At 63.3% G+C, this 17,739-nt stretch carries 18 protein-coding genes and 1 tRNA gene; 14 read left to right on the forward strand and 5 right to left on the reverse strand.

Annotated elements, in window-relative coordinates:
- Positions 1-82 precede the first annotated feature (82 nt).
- Positions 83-814: a Crp/Fnr family transcriptional regulator gene (locus N825_RS00525; RefSeq protein ID WP_037445883.1), complete on the forward strand. Its 732-nt coding sequence runs from the start codon at positions 83-85 to the stop codon at positions 812-814.
- Positions 815-837: 23 nt separating this feature from the next.
- Here the strand turns inward: N825_RS00525 and N825_RS00530 are convergent, their stop codons facing one another.
- The gene (locus tag N825_RS00530; protein WP_084164079.1) at positions 838-2,559 is read right to left on the reverse strand and encodes a methyl-accepting chemotaxis protein; all 1,722 of its coding nucleotides are present in this window, start codon (positions 2,557-2,559) and stop codon (positions 838-840) included.
- A 216-nt stretch (positions 2,560-2,775) separates the two neighbouring features.
- Between N825_RS00530 and N825_RS00535 the strand changes: the two genes are divergently transcribed.
- The 3 genes from N825_RS00535 (at position 2,776) to N825_RS00545 (ending at position 7,080) form a co-directional block, all read left to right on the forward strand.
- The gene (locus tag N825_RS00535; protein WP_037445885.1) at positions 2,776-4,428 is read left to right on the forward strand and encodes a sensor domain-containing phosphodiesterase; all 1,653 of its coding nucleotides are present in this window, start codon (positions 2,776-2,778) and stop codon (positions 4,426-4,428) included.
- Between the two features lie 76 nt (positions 4,429-4,504).
- On the forward strand, positions 4,505-6,001 hold the full coding sequence (locus tag N825_RS00540) for a hypothetical protein (RefSeq protein ID WP_157618904.1): 1,497 nt from the start codon (positions 4,505-4,507) through the stop codon (positions 5,999-6,001).
- Between the two features lie 14 nt (positions 6,002-6,015).
- The gene (locus N825_RS00545) at positions 6,016-7,080 is read left to right on the forward strand and encodes a hypothetical protein (RefSeq protein WP_037445887.1); all 1,065 of its coding nucleotides are present in this window, start codon (positions 6,016-6,018) and stop codon (positions 7,078-7,080) included.
- Here N825_RS00545 and N825_RS38585 read toward each other — a convergent pair.
- Positions 7,053-7,190 (reverse strand): hypothetical protein, encoded by a 138-nt coding sequence (locus N825_RS38585; protein ID WP_157618905.1) that lies wholly within the window; start codon positions 7,188-7,190, stop codon positions 7,053-7,055. The genes N825_RS00545 and N825_RS38585 overlap by 28 nt on opposite strands.
- 295 nt (positions 7,191-7,485) lie before the next feature.
- Here N825_RS38585 and N825_RS00550 point away from each other — a divergent pair, with 295 nt between their 5' ends.
- From N825_RS00550 to N825_RS38595, 9 genes are all read left to right on the forward strand, one after another.
- On the forward strand, positions 7,486-8,193 hold the full coding sequence (locus N825_RS00550) for an SDR family oxidoreductase (protein WP_245612959.1): 708 nt from the start codon (positions 7,486-7,488) through the stop codon (positions 8,191-8,193).
- 140 nt (positions 8,194-8,333) lie between these two features.
- Positions 8,334-8,759 (forward strand): cupin domain-containing protein, encoded by a 426-nt coding sequence (locus N825_RS00555; protein WP_037445889.1) that lies wholly within the window; start codon positions 8,334-8,336, stop codon positions 8,757-8,759.
- Positions 8,760-8,869: 110 nt separating this feature from the next.
- Positions 8,870-9,334 carry a carboxymuconolactone decarboxylase family protein gene (locus tag N825_RS00560; protein WP_037446287.1) on the forward strand — a complete coding sequence of 155 codons (465 nt, stop codon included), beginning with the start codon at positions 8,870-8,872 and terminating at the stop codon, positions 9,332-9,334.
- Positions 9,321-10,211, forward strand: coding sequence for a sigma-70 family RNA polymerase sigma factor (locus tag N825_RS00565; RefSeq protein WP_037446289.1), 891 nt, complete (start codon positions 9,321-9,323; stop codon positions 10,209-10,211). Before N825_RS00560 ends, N825_RS00565 begins: the two co-directional genes overlap by 14 nt.
- A 71-nt stretch (positions 10,212-10,282) precedes the next feature.
- Positions 10,283-10,597, forward strand: coding sequence for a cupin domain-containing protein (locus N825_RS00570; protein ID WP_211098366.1), 315 nt, complete (start codon positions 10,283-10,285; stop codon positions 10,595-10,597).
- A 483-nt stretch (positions 10,598-11,080) separates the two neighbouring features.
- Positions 11,081-11,157, forward strand: a tRNA-Arg gene (locus N825_RS00575).
- A 167-nt stretch (positions 11,158-11,324) separates the two neighbouring features.
- Entirely contained in the window at positions 11,325-11,756 is a 432-nt protein-coding gene (locus N825_RS00580; RefSeq protein ID WP_084164093.1) for a protein kinase domain-containing protein, read from the forward strand.
- Positions 11,757-11,843: 87 nt separating this feature from the next.
- Positions 11,844-13,367 carry a hypothetical protein gene (locus N825_RS38590; RefSeq protein ID WP_157618906.1) on the forward strand — a complete coding sequence of 508 codons (1,524 nt, stop codon included), beginning with the start codon at positions 11,844-11,846 and terminating at the stop codon, positions 13,365-13,367.
- Positions 13,351-13,551 carry a hypothetical protein gene (locus N825_RS38595; protein WP_157618907.1) on the forward strand — a complete coding sequence of 67 codons (201 nt, stop codon included), beginning with the start codon at positions 13,351-13,353 and terminating at the stop codon, positions 13,549-13,551. Before N825_RS38590 ends, N825_RS38595 begins: the two co-directional genes overlap by 17 nt.
- Before the next feature lie 411 nt (positions 13,552-13,962).
- Here the strand turns inward: N825_RS38595 and N825_RS00600 are convergent, their stop codons facing one another.
- On the reverse strand, positions 13,963-14,184 hold the full coding sequence (locus tag N825_RS00600; protein ID WP_037445898.1) for a hypothetical protein: 222 nt from the start codon (positions 14,182-14,184) through the stop codon (positions 13,963-13,965).
- 139 nt (positions 14,185-14,323) lie between these two features.
- Positions 14,324-14,740, reverse strand: coding sequence for a hypothetical protein (locus N825_RS38600; protein WP_157618908.1), 417 nt, complete (start codon positions 14,738-14,740; stop codon positions 14,324-14,326).
- Between the two features lie 413 nt (positions 14,741-15,153).
- On the opposite strand from N825_RS38600, the gene N825_RS38605 reads away from it, so the two are divergent.
- Positions 15,154-15,519, forward strand: a complete 366-nt coding sequence (locus N825_RS38605; RefSeq protein WP_157618909.1) for a hypothetical protein — start codon at positions 15,154-15,156, stop codon at positions 15,517-15,519.
- A 490-nt stretch (positions 15,520-16,009) separates the two neighbouring features.
- Here N825_RS38605 and N825_RS00605 read toward each other — a convergent pair whose 3' ends face one another.
- Positions 16,010-16,945, reverse strand: coding sequence for a hypothetical protein (locus N825_RS00605; protein WP_157618910.1), 936 nt, complete (start codon positions 16,943-16,945; stop codon positions 16,010-16,012).
- Between the last annotated feature and the right edge of the window lie 794 nt (positions 16,946-17,739).

The raw sequence follows: 17,739 nt of genomic DNA on the forward strand, positions 1-17,739 counted from the left end.
GACCTTTCGATTGGTGGACAGGGATCGCCCATGCGCCTAGGCTCGATCGTGATCGTCGGTACAGCGTTATCGGGGAAGCGCCATGGTCCTTGGTACCAGGTTGTCACCCATCGCATCGGTGCCCCGCGTGGTCCTGTGCGAGCGGTGCCCGATCCGCCGCCACGGCGTGTGCGATCAGGTCGATCCCCATGACTTCGAAAGGATGGCGTCGGACGGACCCCGTGTCCGGAACCTCGCGGCGGGCTCCGTCCTGTTCGGGGAGGGCGACGCCTTCGACCGGGTCTTCACGCTCCAGGCCGGCTGGGCCTTGACATCGAAACTGTTCGAGGATGGCCACCGCCAGATCATCCGCTTCGTGCTGCCCGGCGACCTGATCGGGTTCGAGGGGAGCGAGGCGACCGGAATGGCCTATGGCGCGGAGGCGATCACCGCCGTCAGGCTGTGCGGGATGGAGCATTCCATGTTCTTCAAGGAATGCTCCTGTTCGCCGCGCTTCGCCATGAACTATGCCGAAGCCGTCACCCGCGAGGCGATGCTGGCCTGGAACCATGTCGGAGCCCTGGGGCAGCAGAGCGCCCGCGGGCGCGTCGCCAACCTGCTGGTCGAGTTGCACCAGCGGGTCCGCGCGATCGAGGGGGGTGACGATCCCGCCGTGTGGTTGCCGATCAACCAGACGCATATCGCCGACGCGACGGGCATGACGCCCGTCCATGTCTGCCGCACCCTGAAGCGGATGCGGCAGGAGGGATTGCTGGAATTCAGCAAGGGACGGCTGGTCCTGATCGATCCCGGCCGCCTCGCCGCCGTGGCCTGATCCAAGTGCCGACCCTCAGGCGATCAGGCGGCGGCCTCGATCGGCTTCAGTCCCTGGGTGATCGCCTCGAAAGCGGCGTCGAATCGGGGATCCGCCATATCCTCGGGCTTGAAGACGATATGCAGGGCGCCACGGTCGGTGTTGAGCACGGTGAAGCGGACCCGCATGCCGCGCCGGTCCAGCGTCAGCACCCCCGGAGTGCCGGGCTGGACGTCGGAGATACCGGCGATCATGGCCCCGCCATGCGACAGGTCGGCCATCCGGGCGTTTCGGCGTTCCGAGCCGAACTCCACGACGCAGGGTTCATCGACCGTGAACCGCGCCTCGCGCCGCCGGTTGGCTTCGACGGTCGAGGTGCGGACCACGCGGACCAGGATGCGCCGAAGGTCCTCGATGCTGACGGCGACCTCGCTGGACCCGGCTTTGACATCCGCGGCTTGGGCTCCCGTCTTCGTCGCCTCGCTCGACACGTCGGAAATCCGGTTCGAGACCTCCTGGGCCGCGACCGTCGTCTCGGCGACGTTCCGGCTGATCTCCTGGGTGGCGGCCGCCTGCTCCTCCATGGCCGCCGCGATCGCGCTGGAGACCCGGTCGATCTCGCCGATGGTGTGGCCAATCTCCTCGACGGCTCCTACCGCCACCGCGGTGACGTTCTGGATCTCGCTGATCTGGCGGGTGATCTCCTCGGTCGAGCGGGCCGTCTGTGTGGCGAGGTTCTTGACCTCCTGCGCCACGACCGCGAAGCCTTTGCCGGCCTCTCCGGCGCGAGCCGCCTCGATCGTCGCGTTCAGCGCCAGCAGGTTGGTCTGTCCCGCGATGGCGTTGATCAGCTTGACGACCTCGTCGATCTTGCCGACCGTCTCGGACAGCGAGCGGATCGTTATCTGCGTCCGCTCGCCGCTTTCGACCGCGCGACGGGTCACGACACCGGAATGGGCGACCTGGGAGGTGATCTCGCCGATCGACGCCGCCAACTGTTCGGTGGCGCTGGCGACGGTCTGGGCGTTCATCAGCGCCTGATTGGCCGCCGCCGCGACGCTCCGGGAGTTGTGACCGACGCGCTCGGCCGACAGTGCCATGCCCTCGGCGTCGCGCGCCATGCCGCTGGTGTGCGTGGCGACCCGCTCGACGGCGGACCGGGCTTCCCGCTCGACGGTTTCCGCCATCGCCTGGAGCGCCTTCGTCCTATTGTCCCGCTCGGCCTCGGCATAGGTCTCCAGCAGGAGTTCCAAGTCCATCCAAGCCAGTTTGGTCAGGGCGCCGCGCAAGGCGAGCTTCCGCGAGGCTTCGGCGGCGCCGAACAGCGAGGCGACACCGCGCCGGCCGATGTCGAGTCCCAATTCCTCGACGATGCCATTGATCACGGTATTGTGGCAGATGGCGACGGCGTAGCCGGGCACGCCGTTGTCGAAGAAGGCACGGGCCAGCCGCTTCGCCGAATCCGGAAAATTGGCATCGATCCTTCCGGAAACGGCACGCACCCAATGTTCGACCCGGACGGCATGGACGGTGGGATTGGCCAACGCCGACTGCATTTCCGGCCAAGCGGAGAACCGGACGTGCCATTGTTCCAGCAGTGACGGCAAACGGTTTTCCGCGAAGTCTTTTTGGTCGCGAATTAGATCGATATCAGCTGTTGTCAGATTGAAAACAGCTAATCTTCTCTCGTGACTTTCCGAATCTAGAGCGGTTTTTTTTATTTCTTCCAAACCCATGACATCCTCAGGGACAAGAAAGCGGGACATTACAAAGGCTTGGATATATTCAGCCAATGAAAGAAATTGTTAAACTATTGCCTAAGCAGTGCTCGGCTATGAAATGAGACAGGCTTATTGTCGGATCGTAAGAATTTTACAAAATGTTATATAACTAAGTATCTAATCAAGATTTTCACGATTCTTACGCGGGTGAAAGTAAGATCGCGTAAAGACATTGCGACGCCGATTTACAGAGTCCGCCGAATGAGCAGCCAGATTAAGAGATTCATCTCTTTCGCCTTCGCCGCCGCCGACCTTCTTATCGAGGTGGGCGCCGCGGGTGAGGTCAGGTTCGCTTTGGGAGCGGCGCTGACCCTGACGGATCAACGGGATGACTCGCTGCGCGGCCGCAACTGGCTCGATCTGTTCGATCCGGCGGACCACGCCGCGATCCAGTCCATGGTCGAGGCGCTGGGACCGCGGGGCCGGTGCGGACCCCTGCCGGTCCGCATGGCGGCTACATCGGTGCCGGAGAGGCGGAACGAGCCGCCGCGCCGCGCCGCTCTCAGCGCCTGCCGGCTGGCGGGCCCCGAGGAGTGGCTGTCCTGTGTCCTGACGGCGCTTCCCGCCAACGATGGCGCGGAAAAGCCGCTGGCCGACATCGAGGAATTCATGGCGGCCGCCAGCAAGGCGGGGGAGGCGGGAGCGGAGCTGACCCTGCTCGACGCCCCCGGCTTGGCCAGTCTGGCGCAACGCGACCCCGCCCTGTGCCAGACGGTGGTTCAGCGCATCAACACCGTGCTGCGGGGGGCGGCCGTGGCCGAGAACGCGGCGACACAGCTCAGCGAGACCCGTTTCGGCGTCGCCCATGGTGGCGACGACGCCAGCCTGCGGAAGGGTTTGGCGGCCATCACCGCCGAGGGAGCCCGCAACGGTTTCGATCTCGGCATCAGCGCCCACAACCTGGATCTCTCGGACAAGGGCCTGGAACCGGACGAGCTTTTGCAGGCGGTCCGATTCGCGGTCAACCGCTTTTCCGCGATGGGATTGGACGCGGCCTTGCCGGGATCGGCGACCGAGGCCTTCGAGCAGATGGTCGACAGCGCCATCGAGCGGATGAACGACTTCGCGGAGGTCGTGCGCGAGGAGAAGTTCGACCTGTCGTTCCAGCCGATCGTCGAACTGGCCTCCAACGCGTTGCACCACTTCGAGGTGCTGGCTCGCTTCACCGACGGCTCCAGCCCGTTCGAGAAGGTCCAGTTCGCCGAGGAGATCGGCGTCATCGAGAAGTTCGATTTCGCGGTGTTCACCCGCTCCATCGCCGCGATCCGCGCGGAGGACCGCCGCTGCCCCGCTGCCCAACCCCTGCGCCTGGCCGTCAACATGTCCGGCAAGTCGCTGGAGAACGCCCTGTTCATCCGCCTGCTGCTGGCCTCGCTCGACGACAACAGGGATTTGGCGGGCCGGTTGTCGTTGGAGGTCACCGAGAGCGCCCGTTTGCAGGACCTGGCGCGGGCCGAACGGGTGATCCAGGAGATCAGGCGGCGCGGCTTCGACGTCTATATCGATGATTTCGGCGCGGGCGCCGCCTCGTTCCAGTACCTCCAGGCGCTGACGGTCACCGGCGTCAAGATCGACGGTTCCTATATCAAGCGCATCGGTGGATCGCGCCGCGACGACACCTTGTTGCGCGGTCTGGTTCGGCTTTGCGGCGACCTCGAGATCGTCACCGTCGGGGAGATGGTCGAAACGATGGAGCAGGGCGACTTCCTGCGCGGCATCGGCGTTACCCTGGGGCAGGGCTGGCTGTTCGGCAAAGCCGCCCCGACGCCGGTCTGGGCCTCGAAACTGGCGCCGCCGGCCAGCGCGCCGCGTGTCCGAGGCCGGCGGCAGGGCGTCACCGAGAGCTGGGGATGATCGTCGGCGCGGTTGAAGGGGAACGTATCGAAGGTGTAGGCATGAGGTGGCGACGTTCAGGGAGGGCTGGGGCGCGATGACTGCGAACGCGGCGGTCCCCGGATGGACCACGAGGACGGATTCCAAGACTGGCTCCAGCCCCGACGCGGGGTTCGAGGTCGTCCTGCCGACGGCCGAGGAGATCGCCACCCTGCCGGTTCGGACGATCGAGCGGATACACCGGTACTCGACCGAATTGCCGCTGTCACCAGCCAGGACCGCTCTCGAAGGAGCGTTGCGGCCAAGGCTGCGGACGACGCGGCTGCCCAAGGTGATCACCCCGATGCGGCTGTTCTGCCTGCCGTTCGAGGATCTACTGACCGATCGCGACCCCCGGGTGCGGCCCAACGCGCTGATCCCCCGCCGGATCCTGATGCCGTTCTGGCGCCTGCTGACCAAGCCGGCGACCGTCCCCGAATTGCTGCGCGGGCCGACGGCGGAGTTTCCCTTGCCAGCCCGCCTGGACTTGGCGGCCCTCGACCACCCCCTGTTCGACGCGGCTCGAAGCACGCTCTCCGCGATGCGCGTCGCCGCGATTGGCAACGCCGCGATCGCCTCGGTGGGCAAGCGGATCCATCCCGGCATCTGGGATATCGTTCCCGAGATGGAGACGGCGATCGGGTTGCGCCACTACCTGCACCGGATCAAGCGCCACTTGATGGAGGGCCGGATCCCGGCCGCGGTGTCGGACTTCCTGACCATCGGCACCCATGACGCGCTCGCCATGCAGGTGCTCCTGCTGGCGCTGGCGCGCTGTCCTGCGACCCGCAAGGCTTTTCCCAAGTTCGCTGAGGCGCTGAGCCGCGAGAAATCGCAGGAGGTCTCGCGCGTCCTGTCCGACATCGTCCGCTGCACGCTGGACGACGCCCGCCGGGACCTGGGTGTCGAGACCTCGGACGAGGGCGCCCAGGAGCTGGATCCGGCGGCGCTGGCCCGCGGCTTGCGCCCGGCGGCCGAGCGGCTCGCCGTGCTGCGCGCCCAGCCGATGGGGCGCACGGGGACCGCCGCCGCCGACCGGCTGGCCGGCGAGGTCAAGACCGTCATCAACGACAAGCTGATGCCCAATGTCGACCAGATGATCGTCCGCCTGACCACGATGCCGCGGACATCCGACGAACAAGAGTTCGTCACGGCCCTGACCTCGACCGTCGAACTGCTGTCGGTCGCCCGCGAGGTCTGTTCCGGAGCCGGTTTGTCCGACATGGGCGGCAAGGCGGTCGAACGGCTGGTGGCGGCCACGAGCAAACGGATCGCGACCCTGGCCCGGCCACCGATCGAGGCGATGCCGGACGCGGCACCCGGGAGTGGTGCGCCAGCGAATGATCCGCCGGGTGGAGGCTCGGCCGACCGCGCACTGCGGGTAGCGGCGCGGGCCGCCCACGCCTTCGAGGCGCTGTGTCCGCAGGAAAGCGTCCTGTCCTTCCTGCAAGGCGCCTTCGTCGACGCGACCGGCCGCCCGGCGCCCAAGACCCGCGAGGCCTTCCTGTCGGAGATCGTCAGGTCCTGTTGCGCTCCCGTCAGAATGAATTCGTAAACGGGATCGGGCGCATGATGGTGGCGCCCGTCAAGAACGAGACCACCACCATGACCGAGACAGCTCCCCCTTTCACGACCCGCCTCGCCGGTGACTATGTGCCGGCGACCTTCGAGGAGAGGGGGGCCACGGTACCGTTCCAGAAGCCCGATCTCGCCAATGCCCGCGTCCGACGCAACGCGCGGGACGAGCTCGAGGTGCTGGTCTATGGCTTTTCCGGCGGGCGCGGCATCTATGTGCTGGCGTGGCGTTCGCTGCCCGACCTGCTCGGCCTGAACCTTCATGACCTGACGCTCCACGCGGAAATCCTGACGACCAAGGCGGTGACGCCGGAGCGGGTACAGATCGCGGCCTACCGGGTCGCGCGCAGCGGCCTCGCTGGGGAGACGGCGCTCCAAGAGGCCGAGGACATGCTGGCCGACCGGGCGGAGATCTCCATGGCGACGACCTGCGATATCCTGCGTCGTCTGGTGCCGGCCGCCGAATCGGCCGCCATGACCGCGGAGGCGCTCGGCACGCCGGCCGGCAAGGCCGCCGCCCGGGCCACCCTGGCGGGATTGAACCTGGGAACCGATCCCGACGCGGCGTTCGAGCGCATCCAGAAAACCGCGTCACTGACGCTTCCGCTGGGAGTGGACGCCGCTGGCGGCCGCGGTCCGTTGCGAACCTTGTTCGGCAGGGTGGGGGAGTTCACCGCCCGCGTCGAAGGCGCTGGCGGAGACGCGGCGGCGCTGATCGCGGACATCGCGCGCTTGACCCTGGCGGTCGGCGGGGACCTGATCCAGCGGATCGACGCGGAGATCGCGGCACCGGCGGCGTTGCTCGCGGGCTGGGACGTCCGGAGCGCCAGCTTGAAGCAGTCGGTCGACCGGCTGGGCTGGCTGCTCGACGGCTGGCGTCCGGTCTGCGACCTATGGGATGATTGGGTCGGCGCCGGTTCGGATCCGGCCCTAGGGCTGACCACGCTCCGCATCCTGCCACTGGTGCCGCGGAACGAGTGCGGCCGGTTCCAGGGCGATGCCGCCAGCCTGTTCAGCCGGCGCTCCACCGTCTATGGAAGATTGCAGGACGAGGCCTGAGCCGGTCGGCAATCGACGACCAAGGTGTCGACCATCCCGGCTTCGACTGAGGCGCGGCGGAGCAATTCGGAGCAGCGCGGGCCGATCGTCTCGCCAACGTCCTCCGTCATGCCAGCGTGTTCCCTCGATGGAGCGCAGTTTATCGACCCGTAAGGCGGCGGTTCTGGCCTCAGGTCCGGAAAGGGCTGGACTTACCAGAAGTCGGTTCCGGCCAATGCCATCACGGTGATCGTCCAGCGACTTCGTGTCTTCCGCGACAGGCTCGCCGAAGTGGAACCGCCGCGTGATCTCAGCACGGCTCCCAGCGCCCAGAATTTCACGAACCTCCATGTCACACGGGGATGTTCTATCTCGTCCTGTCATCGAAGCGGCACGGACGCCGCTTCCCATCATTCAGGATGAACCATGAAAATCGTCGTCATTGGCGGGACCGGGCTGATCGGCTCCAAGACCGTCAGGATCTTGCGCGACGCCGGCCACGAGGTGGTGGCGGCGTCGCCAGCCACCGGGATTGACACCATCACCGGGGAAGGGCTGGCGGCTTCGCTGGCCGGGGCGCGGGTGGTGCTGGATCTGGTGAATTCACCCTCCCTCGAGAACGAGGTGGTCCTCGACTTCTTCGAGACATGGGGGCGCCACCCGCTCGCGGCGGAAGCCGCGGCGAAGATTGGGCATCACGGGGCGCTGTCCCGTGGTCGGGACGGAGCGGCTCCAGGAGAGTGGCTATTGCCGGGGCAAGCTGGCGCGGGAGAGGCTGGTCAGGGCCTCCGGCATCCCTCCCACACCATCGTCCAATCGACACAGTTCTTCGAGTTCCTCGCCGGCATAATCCAGTCAGGCGCGCGGCCCGGTACCAAGTCGAGCGGCCAGCCGGGCGCCGGGGCCGATATCGTGCGGCTGTCGCCCGCCCCCGTGCAGCCGATCGCCTCGGATGACGTCGCGGCCGCCATGGCGGGGGTCGCGCTGGCCGAGCCCGTCAACGGCACCATCGAGATCGCCGGCCCGGAGCGGCCGCCTGAGCGAGTTGGTCGCGCTCTATTTCAAGGCGATCAGGGATCCGCGCCAGGTCGTCGGCGACATCGAGGCCCGCTATTTCGGCGCCCGCCTGGATGACCGCTCGCTGATGCCCGGCGGCGAACCTCGCCTCGGGTCGAACGGCTTCGAGGATTGGATCCGCAGGTCGCGGGCCTGGGGCTGACCGGCGCTCCGCCGGCCCCGCGCCACTTCACTTCAGGACTGGAAAAGAGTTGACCATGAGACGCTTCCTCCACGCGCTGGCCATCGTGCTCGTTGGCACCAGCGCCGCCGCGGCCCACGACACGAACTCCGCCCATGATAACAACTCCAAGGTGACGCTGGTCTACGACCACGCGCTTCCCAACGTGCCGGGGAAAAGCATCAAGGGCGTGCTGGTCGAGTATGGCCCCGGCGGATCCTCGGCGGCGCACACCCACGCCAGTTCCGCCTTCATCTACGCGACCGTGCTGGAAGGCGCCATCCGCGGTGCCGTCAACGACGGGCCGGTCGTGACATATCGGGCGGGGGAGAGCTTCTCCGAGATGCCGGGGGACCGCCATGCCGTCAGCGGGAACGCGAGCCAGACCGAGCCCGCTCGCCTGCTCGCCGTGTTCGTGGTCGACACCGGCGAGACGGAACTGACGACGCCGATCGGCCGGTGATCTTGGTCGCGCGAAACAAGAAAATCGCGCGCGATGTCACATTCCTCCGCGCCATCCCGTCAACGGATCGGATCCCCCCATCCCACAATGCCAAACCCATGGAGACGACGATGACACCTCGATTGGCGGAACCCCACAAGGCCGCTCCCGCGGCGATCAAGGCGATGATGGCGCTGGAAGCGGCCCTTGGCGCCAGTGGGCTCGATCACGATCTGCTCGAACTCGTCAAGCTGCGCGCCTCGCAGATCAACGGTTGCGCCTTCTGCATCCACATGCACGCGACCTTCCTGCGAAAGCATGGCGAGACCGAGATGCGGCTTTACATGCTGAGCGCTTGGCGGGAGTCCACTTTCTACAGCGCGCGGGAGAGGGCGGCGCTCGGATGGACCGAGGCGCTGACCAGACTGGCGGACACCGGCGCGCCGGACGCGGATTATGACCTGCTCAAGGCCGAATTCACGGAAGCGGAGCAAGTGAACCTGACCCTGGCGATCGGCGCCATCAACACCTGGAACCGGCTGCAAGTGGGCTTCCGCGCCGCCCATCCGGCGGATGGCGCCCGTGACCGCGCCTGACGGCGGGGTCCACTCGTTCGAGACGCACCGGCCACGGCTGGTGCGTCTCGCGTACCGCATGCTCGGCTCCTGGTCCGACGCCGAGGATATCGTGCAGGACGCTTGGCTGCGCTGGTGCCGGGTCGATCAGGCCACCGTGCTCGAACCGGCGGCTTTTCTCAGCCGGACGGTGACGCGGCTCGCCCTCGACGCCTTGAAATCGGCCCGCGCCCGGCGGGAGACCTATGTCGGCTCGTGGCTGCCGGAGCCGATCGCCGAACCGGAGGACGACGAGATCCGGTTCGACGAATTGACGCTGACGCTGATGCTGGCGCTCGAACGGCTCTCTCCGCTGGAGCGCGCCGCCTTCCTGCTGCACGACGTGTTCGGTGAGCCACTGGACGAGATCGCCGGCACGCTCGAGCGCGACCCCGCCGCCGTGCGCCAGCTCGCCGTGCGGGCGCGGAAGCACGTCCGCGAGGCGCGCCCCCGATACAAGGTTGGGCGCGAGGAAGGCGATCACCTCGCCCAGGCGTTCTTCACCGCCTCGTCGACCGGCGACATGGCGGGTCTCCGCGCCATCTTGGCCAACGACGTGGTGATGAGGGCGGATGGCGGCGGCAAGGTGCTCGCCTTTCTCAACCCCATCATCGGCATCGAGCGGGTTGCGCGCCTGTTCGCCGGACTCCACCGCAAGCTCACCGCACGGCCCGCCGCGTTCATCCGGCCTTTGTGGATCGACGGGCTACCCGGCTATCTCAGCCGCGAGCGCGACGATGTCCTGCAGACCACCGCGCTCGAGATCGAGAGCGGGCGCATCACCGCCATATACATAACCCGCAATCCCGACAAGCTCAGGCACATCGCGGAAGCCGCCGGCGGGGATCCGGCCCGGTAGCCGCGCGTTCCGCAACTTCCAGCTTGATTCCACTGTTTTGCTTCCATCGACGGGCATCCAATTCCGGGGGCATGATGAACCAGCACTGCGTTTCTTGGGACGACGTGGCCGAGGAGATCTCGGCATCGGGAGTGGCGAAGCGGGTCATACCCGGTTCGCACGCGTCGCTCGTCATGGTTCGGGTGCCGGCCGGGACCGAAGCCGGGCGTCACAGCCATTCCCACGAGCAGTTCGTGCAGGTGGTCTCCGGGTCCGGCACGCTGGAGACGGAACAGGGCTCGCACGCCTTCGGGCCAGGTAGCGTGTTCCACTTCCCGTCCGACACTTGGCACGCCGCCCGCTTCGACGGCGACACGATCCTGATCGAAACTAATCTGGCCATCTGAGTACTCATCATGACAGCGCCGTTAGTGACGGCGCTGTGGACACGCCTAATACTTTCGCACCGCCGGGATTCTTCCGATAGCGAGTCGTGGCCTCGATCGTTTGATATGATCGTGGCAACGACTACTTACACTGTACGCTGGAGTATCCTGTGCGCCGCTTCATCTTCCCCCTCCTGATCATGGTGGCGCCTCCTCTCGGGGGTTGCGCGAACCAAGCTTCCGACATCAACCCTGGTGTCGGCGGTTTGGGCGTTTCCCGAGGCGAATCGCTGGGCGGACAGGAGAAAATCTCCGATGGAGCCTCATTCCATCGTAGTTGCCCGGCGGGCAGGAGGTGCCCCGATGGTCCGTGGCTTCGTCGGGATATGGCATCCGTTCCTTGAGAGGACGAGGAACGGCATGGGGCTCTTCATCGCGCGTGAATAATCGTGATTGGCGTTTGCGCGGACGATCATCATGCGCTATGGTCCCCGCCGTGTCGCTGGACCCGTAGCTCAGCTGGATAGAGCGCTGCCCTCCGAAGGCAGAGGTCGTACGTTCGAATCGTATCGGGTCCGCCACTTTCCCGGCTTTTCCGGGTCTAACATCCCGCTAAAATCCCACTACGATGGGCGAAGCGCCCCCGTCAGGTGTCAGCAAGCGCTGGAGCCTTCCTTAGGATCGTGCTAGCCATCAAAAAATCTATCCTTATGGCGTCAACGAATTGGGTGTTTAAAGACGCGGGACGATCACTTCGGCACGACGATGGCGGCAGTCGGATGATGATCCGACGGAAGAGGAACTGGTGCTCAAGGTGGCGCTGGACCCCGCCAACAACGACCGGCTCCAGGCGGAAGGGGCAGCACCGGCCAAGCTCCATCACCAGAACGTCGTGAACATGCGGTGTACGCTGACGGTGGCCGGGCGGATGGCGGTCCTGATGGAGCACGTCAACGGGCAGACGCTGGCCCACCACCTCCGGCGCGAGGAACGGCTGTCGCTGGACCTGATCCGGCGGTTCGGCGAGGAACTGCTGAGTGCTGTCGATCACCTGGAGGAAAAGGGTGTCGCCCACCGCGACATCAAGCCGGACAATATCGGGATCACCGAGGGCAAGGAGCGCAAGCGCCTCATCCTGTTCGACTTCTCGCTGACGCGGACCTCGCCGGACAATATCTAGGCGGGAACGCGCCCCTATCTCGACCCTTTCCTGTCGCTGCGGCGGCCGCTGCGCTGGGACCTCAACGCCGAACGCTTCGCCATCGCGGTGACGCTGTACGAGATGCTGACCGGCACCATCCCGTCCTGGAGCGACGAGCATAGCGATCCCGCCGCAGTCGGCGCCGAAGCCGTGATCGAGGCCGACCGCTTCGACCCGCATCTCCGCGACGGGCTGACGGGCTTCTTCACCAAGGCGCTACGCAGCGACGCGCGCGAACGGTTCGACAATGCCGAGGACATGCAGCGCGCATGGCGGCACGTGTTCGACCAGCCGGCGCTGGAGAAGATCGAGGATGCCGGCTTCGACGCCGTCGCCCGCCGGACCACGGCGCAGACCTCGATCTCCGAATTGGGCTACGGGATCGAAGCGCAGGACGTGCTCGACCGCGTGGGTATCCATACCGTGCGCGACCTGCTTGCGGTACACCGGCGCACCTTGCGCTATCTGACCGGCGTCGGCGACCGAATCTGCCGCGAGATCCGCGAGAAGGCGAAGCGTCTGGCGCAACTCCGTCCCGATCTGGTGCCAGGCGCCCCGGCGCCGTCCGAACCGGGAACGGCGCCGGCGGGCGTCCCCACCGTCGATCGGCTGGCGGAAGTTCTGATCCCGCGCCGGGCGCTGGGCGACGAGACGGCGGAAGACCGCGCGCTGGCTGTCTTCCTGGGGTTGGAGGCGACCGACCCGCCGCGTGAATGGCCGACGATCGGTCAGGTCGGCAGCCATTGCGGCATGGCCCGGACCGCCGTGGTCACCGCCCTAGCCAAGGGGCGTGAACGCTGGCACAAGCAGCCGCTTCTGACGGCATTGCGTGAAGACATCCGCGCCTTGCTGAATGCCCATGGCGCCGTCATAACCGCCACCGAGCTGGCATGTCAGGTCCTTGCGATGCGGGGCTCGGCGATGGCGGCGGAGGACGAGCGGCTGAGACTGGCCGGCGCCGTCGTCCGTGCCGCCGCAGATGCCGAGGGCGCCCTGGTCGATCCCCGGTTCCAGTTGTTCGAGGACGACGCGGCGCCGCTGGTCGCCGACAGCCTGGAGCTTGCGATCCACGCTCATGCGCTGGGCCGCGAGGCCGATGCCTTGGCGCGCCAGGACCCACCGCTGGCACCGCAGCGCGCGATGGAGGAGTTCGAGCGTCTGGGCTTGGCCGGAGGGCTCCACCCCGGCCAAGCCCGCCCGGCTGCTGACGCTGGCCGTCGCGACGTCGCGCGATGCCGCGCTGTCGAGCCGCCAGGAGATCTATCTGCGCGGCATGCCGCCGGAACGAGCATTGCGGCTGGCGCTGGGTTCCCTGCTCGGCCCCCCCATGCTGACCGAGGATCAGCTACGCGAGCGCATGCGCTGGCGCTACCCGGAGGCGGCCCCGCTGCCGCGCCGGCCGGCGCTGGACGCCCTGCTAGCGGAGGCCGGCGCCGGGCGGGTCTGGCAGGACGGCGGCCAGGGACCCGGCTACTACGCCGACCGGGCGGCGCTTGGGATGTCCACCGGCGTCAGTTCGCTTCATCGCCACATGACCGAGGGACCGGCGGTCGATCAGACGCCGGAAGTCGTCGTGGCGCAGCCGCTTGAGGAAAAGCTGACCTATGCGTTCCGCACGGGTGGCTTCATGGCCCTGACCGTGGACGCGCGGCGCTTCCTGGATGCCGAACGCGTCCTGCTCGACCGCTTTCCCCTGCAACGGGTCAGCTTGGACAAGCTGATGCTCGACGCGATGCGAGCCGCGGTGCCTGATCTTTCTAGCACCCTAAGTTAGAATGACACTGGCTGAACAAGCCACCGCACTCACCTATGAGAGAAGTTTTAGACCTCACGCTAATCTTGACGTGTGGAACAACATCCTTGACAGTGCAAATCTACATTTGGAGTTAGTAGATGGTTGAGCTGGATCACCAGCCTGCTAGTGTCCCAGAATGGGATCCGGCTGTTCCTGGACATTTACAGCGGATTGCGTTAAATCTGGATCACTTTGGAGCGTGATGTCGCCCAGCAACGCGAGAACGCCGCTGTAGGTGTTTCAGATTTAGCGCACGGCGTTGTAATTGGCACATGACGGCGGAGATGGTTGAATGCTCCTCTCGGTTAGGCAACAAGGTAATCCAGAAATCCGAGATTACGGTGAATAGTCGCTTCGCTTTATAACCTGTAAACGGTCACTAGATAAACATCATGACAGGACCTCCGTCCCATATGGGCCATCTTGCTGCAGATTGGCTGTTAGGGCGAGTGCGATCCGCGTCGCTCGAGCCCGCGAAAGCATGGGAGTACCTTTAGAAGCGCTGATAGTAAATTTTACATACCCCATGTCCTGCAGGACAGCAGCTATGATATCTATAGAACCGGCATCGACGGTGTCGTTGCACTCGGCTTGCTTGATGATGTTACTCATGATCTTATCCCGGTATAATGCGCCAAGCTGAACATAGTCTTAAGAATGTAAGCATGACCCATTCATGATAAGGCTTTTTAGGAGGCGTTTTTGACCATCATCGCTACGCCGTATGCGATGTTCCCGAAAGTTCCTAACCTCAAATTGATCCCAAATCCTTGTTAGATAGCCAGACTTGGGTTTTGGCTTTTTCAATGATGCTTAACCAAGCCAGCTCATCTGAGCGCGCTGAGTCGATCTGTTTTACAGGCTCATCCAAGAGGATGGCTAATGACGTATGGTCTGCAATCATGATTGTCGCACAAACCAAGCAATTTGATAATGCGGAACTAAATGAAAAACACTGTGCTGATTCAAATGGGCATAAAATATCTTTCCCATTATTGATCCACCAAGAAGCTTGTTGATTTTCCATAAGCATCTTGGCGAGTAGTTCGATTTGAACAACATCTTTCGGAAAAACTGATTTTAGAACAAATTCTGTTCTTCTTACAATTGGTTTCATGAAGTGGCGAATCACTACCGCTCGCTGTATTTCATTCTCTTGCCCATTCATCAGCTATCTCACTCGTGTTCGGGATTGTCGATAACCTCAGCCGAGCCGACGTTGGTACAAGGACTCAACATAACAAAAATATATGATTGTAATCACAGGTTGAGATTTGATTGCGAGCGCGAAAGCGGCTTATTCTATCTTCAAGGTGAACCAGATGGACCTTTTTAGTGAGACCATTTGGAGACACTTTACCTTGTGTTCCTATTGGCTGATAGCGTCATGACAACATCATTCAAGCGCCGAGATCACCACTCTGCCACACTCGTAATGCAGAGCTTGTCGTTTACGCTGGTTCAACCAACTTCATCCTCATGGATATTACGCCAGACATACGCCTTAGGTTCATGCCCGCCCCTACGTCACTCGCATGCATGTCCCGCCTAGTTATAGCAGGCGCAGGATACCCAGCAGCCATGAAGGAATTCATAGACCATCTGATTGAAGTAGCCGAGTGGAGTGACGGCCACTTAGTCGTGCCAACTGCTGTGTATGATGACGAGCCAGAAGATTTGAATAATAGTATGCTGCGCGCGCATGTTGGTGGCATGGCTGAGCACTTGGCGCGGTTGGCGGGCGGAAATGCTCCGCCATGGTGCGAGAAGCCCTGCTATTTTCTGCAAGGTACGTACTTCTTGTATGGAGAGCGGTCGCGGCTGTTCCTGCTCGAATGGACCCCGGAGGCTTTCCGCCGTCGCGGACTTTTCTGTGGCCCAGTTCTGCAAAAGCTGGCCACAGCCTTGCAGATTCCTGCACCTGATGCAGACATTCCACAGGTATGAATGAGACTAGGAGATTGACCACAAACCGTCGTTCTGCTCCTTTTCTGTGTCTGAAGCCTGATAAGCCTGACTATCTTTTACAACCTAAAACCTACTAGGGTTTAGAGCGCTCTTGGTAGCTATCGAAACGAACCTGGGAACGGAGAGTGAAGTCACCCTTTACTTCAACGGTATCTTCCTGGTCCGGGCCGAGTTCACTGCCATGACCATCGTCTTCAATCGATCTTCAAAACTGCGTTCCACAAGGCGAGGGCAAAGCGACCATTGTCAGAAACTTGCCCACCGGTCCATCATTGGTTTTTTGATGCCGGTGATTGGGACGAAGTTGGTGGCAAGAAGGGGTGTTGGGCATCAGCATATCCTCCCCTTGTCAAACAGAACGAATGAGCGGCACTGCTGAAGCACTAAGGAGTGGCCGATATCGCAGATCCGGATATCAGGCCACGAATATCAACATGTTGTTGCGATTTTCCAGAATTTACACACCTTTTCAGAGATCTCCGCAGCCAGTCAAAAGCCTAGGCTGGATCCTGAAACGCCTGCTCTCCAATCGCTTCTGCGCAATTCGATAGCGCATCCGGTTACTGCGCTTGGCAGCCATTTCGGGCGCTTCAGGATAAAGATTACTGATTGGTCGTCGCTCTTCGGGCAAGGTATGCAGCATCCTTCCATCCGAGCGGTACTTGTCAATATGGATGAGCCATTCGCATAGGTCGGGGTATGAGTACCACATCCTGCCTTTATGCCTAGGTGTGAACTCGGTGTCGCGGATCAGATCCTGGTAGTCTTCGGGGTAGTGGGCGAATTCCCAGACGATTTGAACCGAGGCTTCGGCGAGTGCCAAGCGTCGGAAGCTGTCCGGAATCGAAAGGATTGCCGCCGTATCTGTCGGCAGGTCGGCCGGCGCGCCGTAGAAGAAGGAGGCTGTCACTCCAGGGTTCTCATAGCCCAGAACCATCGAAAAAGGGCGCCGGTATTCGTCTTTCAGGCGCTCAAGGATTGCCTGGTGATGGGGTTCGGTGATGCCGCTTTCGATCTGTTTGCAGCGGACCAGGATGCGTGCGGCCGAGATCCAGGTCACACGATTTTTGTTGCCGTCTGCCAGCAGGCTGTAGGCATTGCCCACGCCATCCCGCCAATTCTCAAGATAGAAGCCGGACTGCGTTGTGGCGTAGTCCAGGGCGCGCTGCCGTTCCTGCTGGCGCGTCGTCTTCTGATGCTGACGGATCGACCAAAGGATGGCCGCCAGGGCCGCAGGCACGGCGGCGGCCGTCGCGGTCACAGAGGCTCGGGCGTCTTCCTGCTGAAAGGACAGGACCCACATTCCCAGCGCAACGGCAGCAAAAATCCAAAGGACCGCATCGGCGCCCCAGCGTAATGTTTTCCTACCTACGCGGTACAGGCAGACATTCGCTCTTCTGGCCATACGCCTTGCAGGGCGTCGGCGCTTCGGGGTCGGAGACGGCGTCATCGATTATACACTTTGCTGCAGAAGGGACACCCGACCCGATGAACCATCCAGCGCAGGAACTCGAACTCAAGCATCATCCCTTCCGCGTAGTAGCGTTGATCGGGTTTTTCCCGAAGCTGTGCGCGATGTGCATGCGACATAGCCTGGTTTGCCACATCAGGACCACAAAATCCGGAACGATCCCGATCCACAGGCTCCGGATCACAATTTGCTCCAGGGATCCGACATCAACGACGCGACGCAGCCATAAGGAGTTTCCTCAAATTGATGTATTCAGCGCGCTCATGAGCTCGCGGCAAGTTGCTTGCATGGAGAGTCCCTTTAGATTTAACCCACACATCGTGACCAGACTTTCCGATATTTCCCATCTACCGTTACCTCCCATTATCTGGTATGCTGATCTTGGTAAGGGCCGATATGTAGACGTTCTTGAGGGAATATCGAAATGGCTAAAGGCAAAGGCGAAGTCACCTCTGCGAAGGCTGCAACCGCAGCCTCCAAAGTTCTCCGTGATCCAAAATCCTCCAAGGCGGCAAAATCCGCCGCAGCATCGGCGCTGACCCAGCGGCCGGCCAAGGGGAAGTAGCACATAGGTCTGACCGGCAGAGTTGCCTCTGCCGGCCAGTAAGAGATTCGAGAACATGCGACGCCCTGCCGTCGATGTTTGGACAGTTGACTCCGGTAATCGTACGCGGCCTGCAGCGTCGTGCGCTACAATGCCCTGCGTTAAATCTGAAGCGTCCATTCCG

The organism is Skermanella stibiiresistens SB22 (assembly GCF_000576635.1).
Classification (GTDB): Bacteria; Pseudomonadota; Alphaproteobacteria; order Azospirillales; family Azospirillaceae; genus Skermanella; species Skermanella stibiiresistens.

Bases quoted from the DNA above. Each gene is read 5' to 3' on its own strand.
- N825_RS00540 (WP_157618904.1), top strand. From the start codon at position 4,505: ATGACTGCGAACGCGGCGGTCCCCGGATGGACCACGAGGACGGATTCC.
- N825_RS38585 (WP_157618905.1), bottom strand. From the start codon at position 7,190: ATGACGGAGGACGTTGGCGAGACGATCGGCCCGCGCTGCTCCGAATTG.
- N825_RS00570 (WP_211098366.1), top strand. From the start codon at position 10,283: ATGATGAACCAGCACTGCGTTTCTTGGGACGACGTGGCCGAGGAGATC.
- N825_RS00525 (WP_037445883.1), top strand. From the start codon at position 83: ATGGTCCTTGGTACCAGGTTGTCACCCATCGCATCGGTGCCCCGCGTG.
- N825_RS00605 (WP_157618910.1), bottom strand. From the start codon at position 16,945: ATGGCCAGAAGAGCGAATGTCTGCCTGTACCGCGTAGGTAGGAAAACA.
- N825_RS00560 (WP_037446287.1), top strand. From the start codon at position 8,870: ATGACACCTCGATTGGCGGAACCCCACAAGGCCGCTCCCGCGGCGATC.
- N825_RS38600 (WP_157618908.1), bottom strand. From the start codon at position 14,740: ATGAATGGGCAAGAGAATGAAATACAGCGAGCGGTAGTGATTCGCCAC.
- N825_RS00600 (WP_037445898.1), bottom strand. From the start codon at position 14,184: ATGAGTAACATCATCAAGCAAGCCGAGTGCAACGACACCGTCGATGCC.
- N825_RS38605 (WP_157618909.1), top strand. From the start codon at position 15,154: ATGAAGGAATTCATAGACCATCTGATTGAAGTAGCCGAGTGGAGTGAC.
- N825_RS00545 (WP_037445887.1), top strand. From the start codon at position 6,016: ATGATGGTGGCGCCCGTCAAGAACGAGACCACCACCATGACCGAGACA.
- N825_RS00555 (WP_037445889.1), top strand. From the start codon at position 8,334: ATGAGACGCTTCCTCCACGCGCTGGCCATCGTGCTCGTTGGCACCAGC.
- N825_RS00550 (WP_245612959.1), top strand. From the start codon at position 7,486: ATGAAAATCGTCGTCATTGGCGGGACCGGGCTGATCGGCTCCAAGACC.
- N825_RS00530 (WP_084164079.1), bottom strand. From the start codon at position 2,559: ATGTCCCGCTTTCTTGTCCCTGAGGATGTCATGGGTTTGGAAGAAATA.
- N825_RS00535 (WP_037445885.1), top strand. From the start codon at position 2,776: ATGAGCAGCCAGATTAAGAGATTCATCTCTTTCGCCTTCGCCGCCGCC.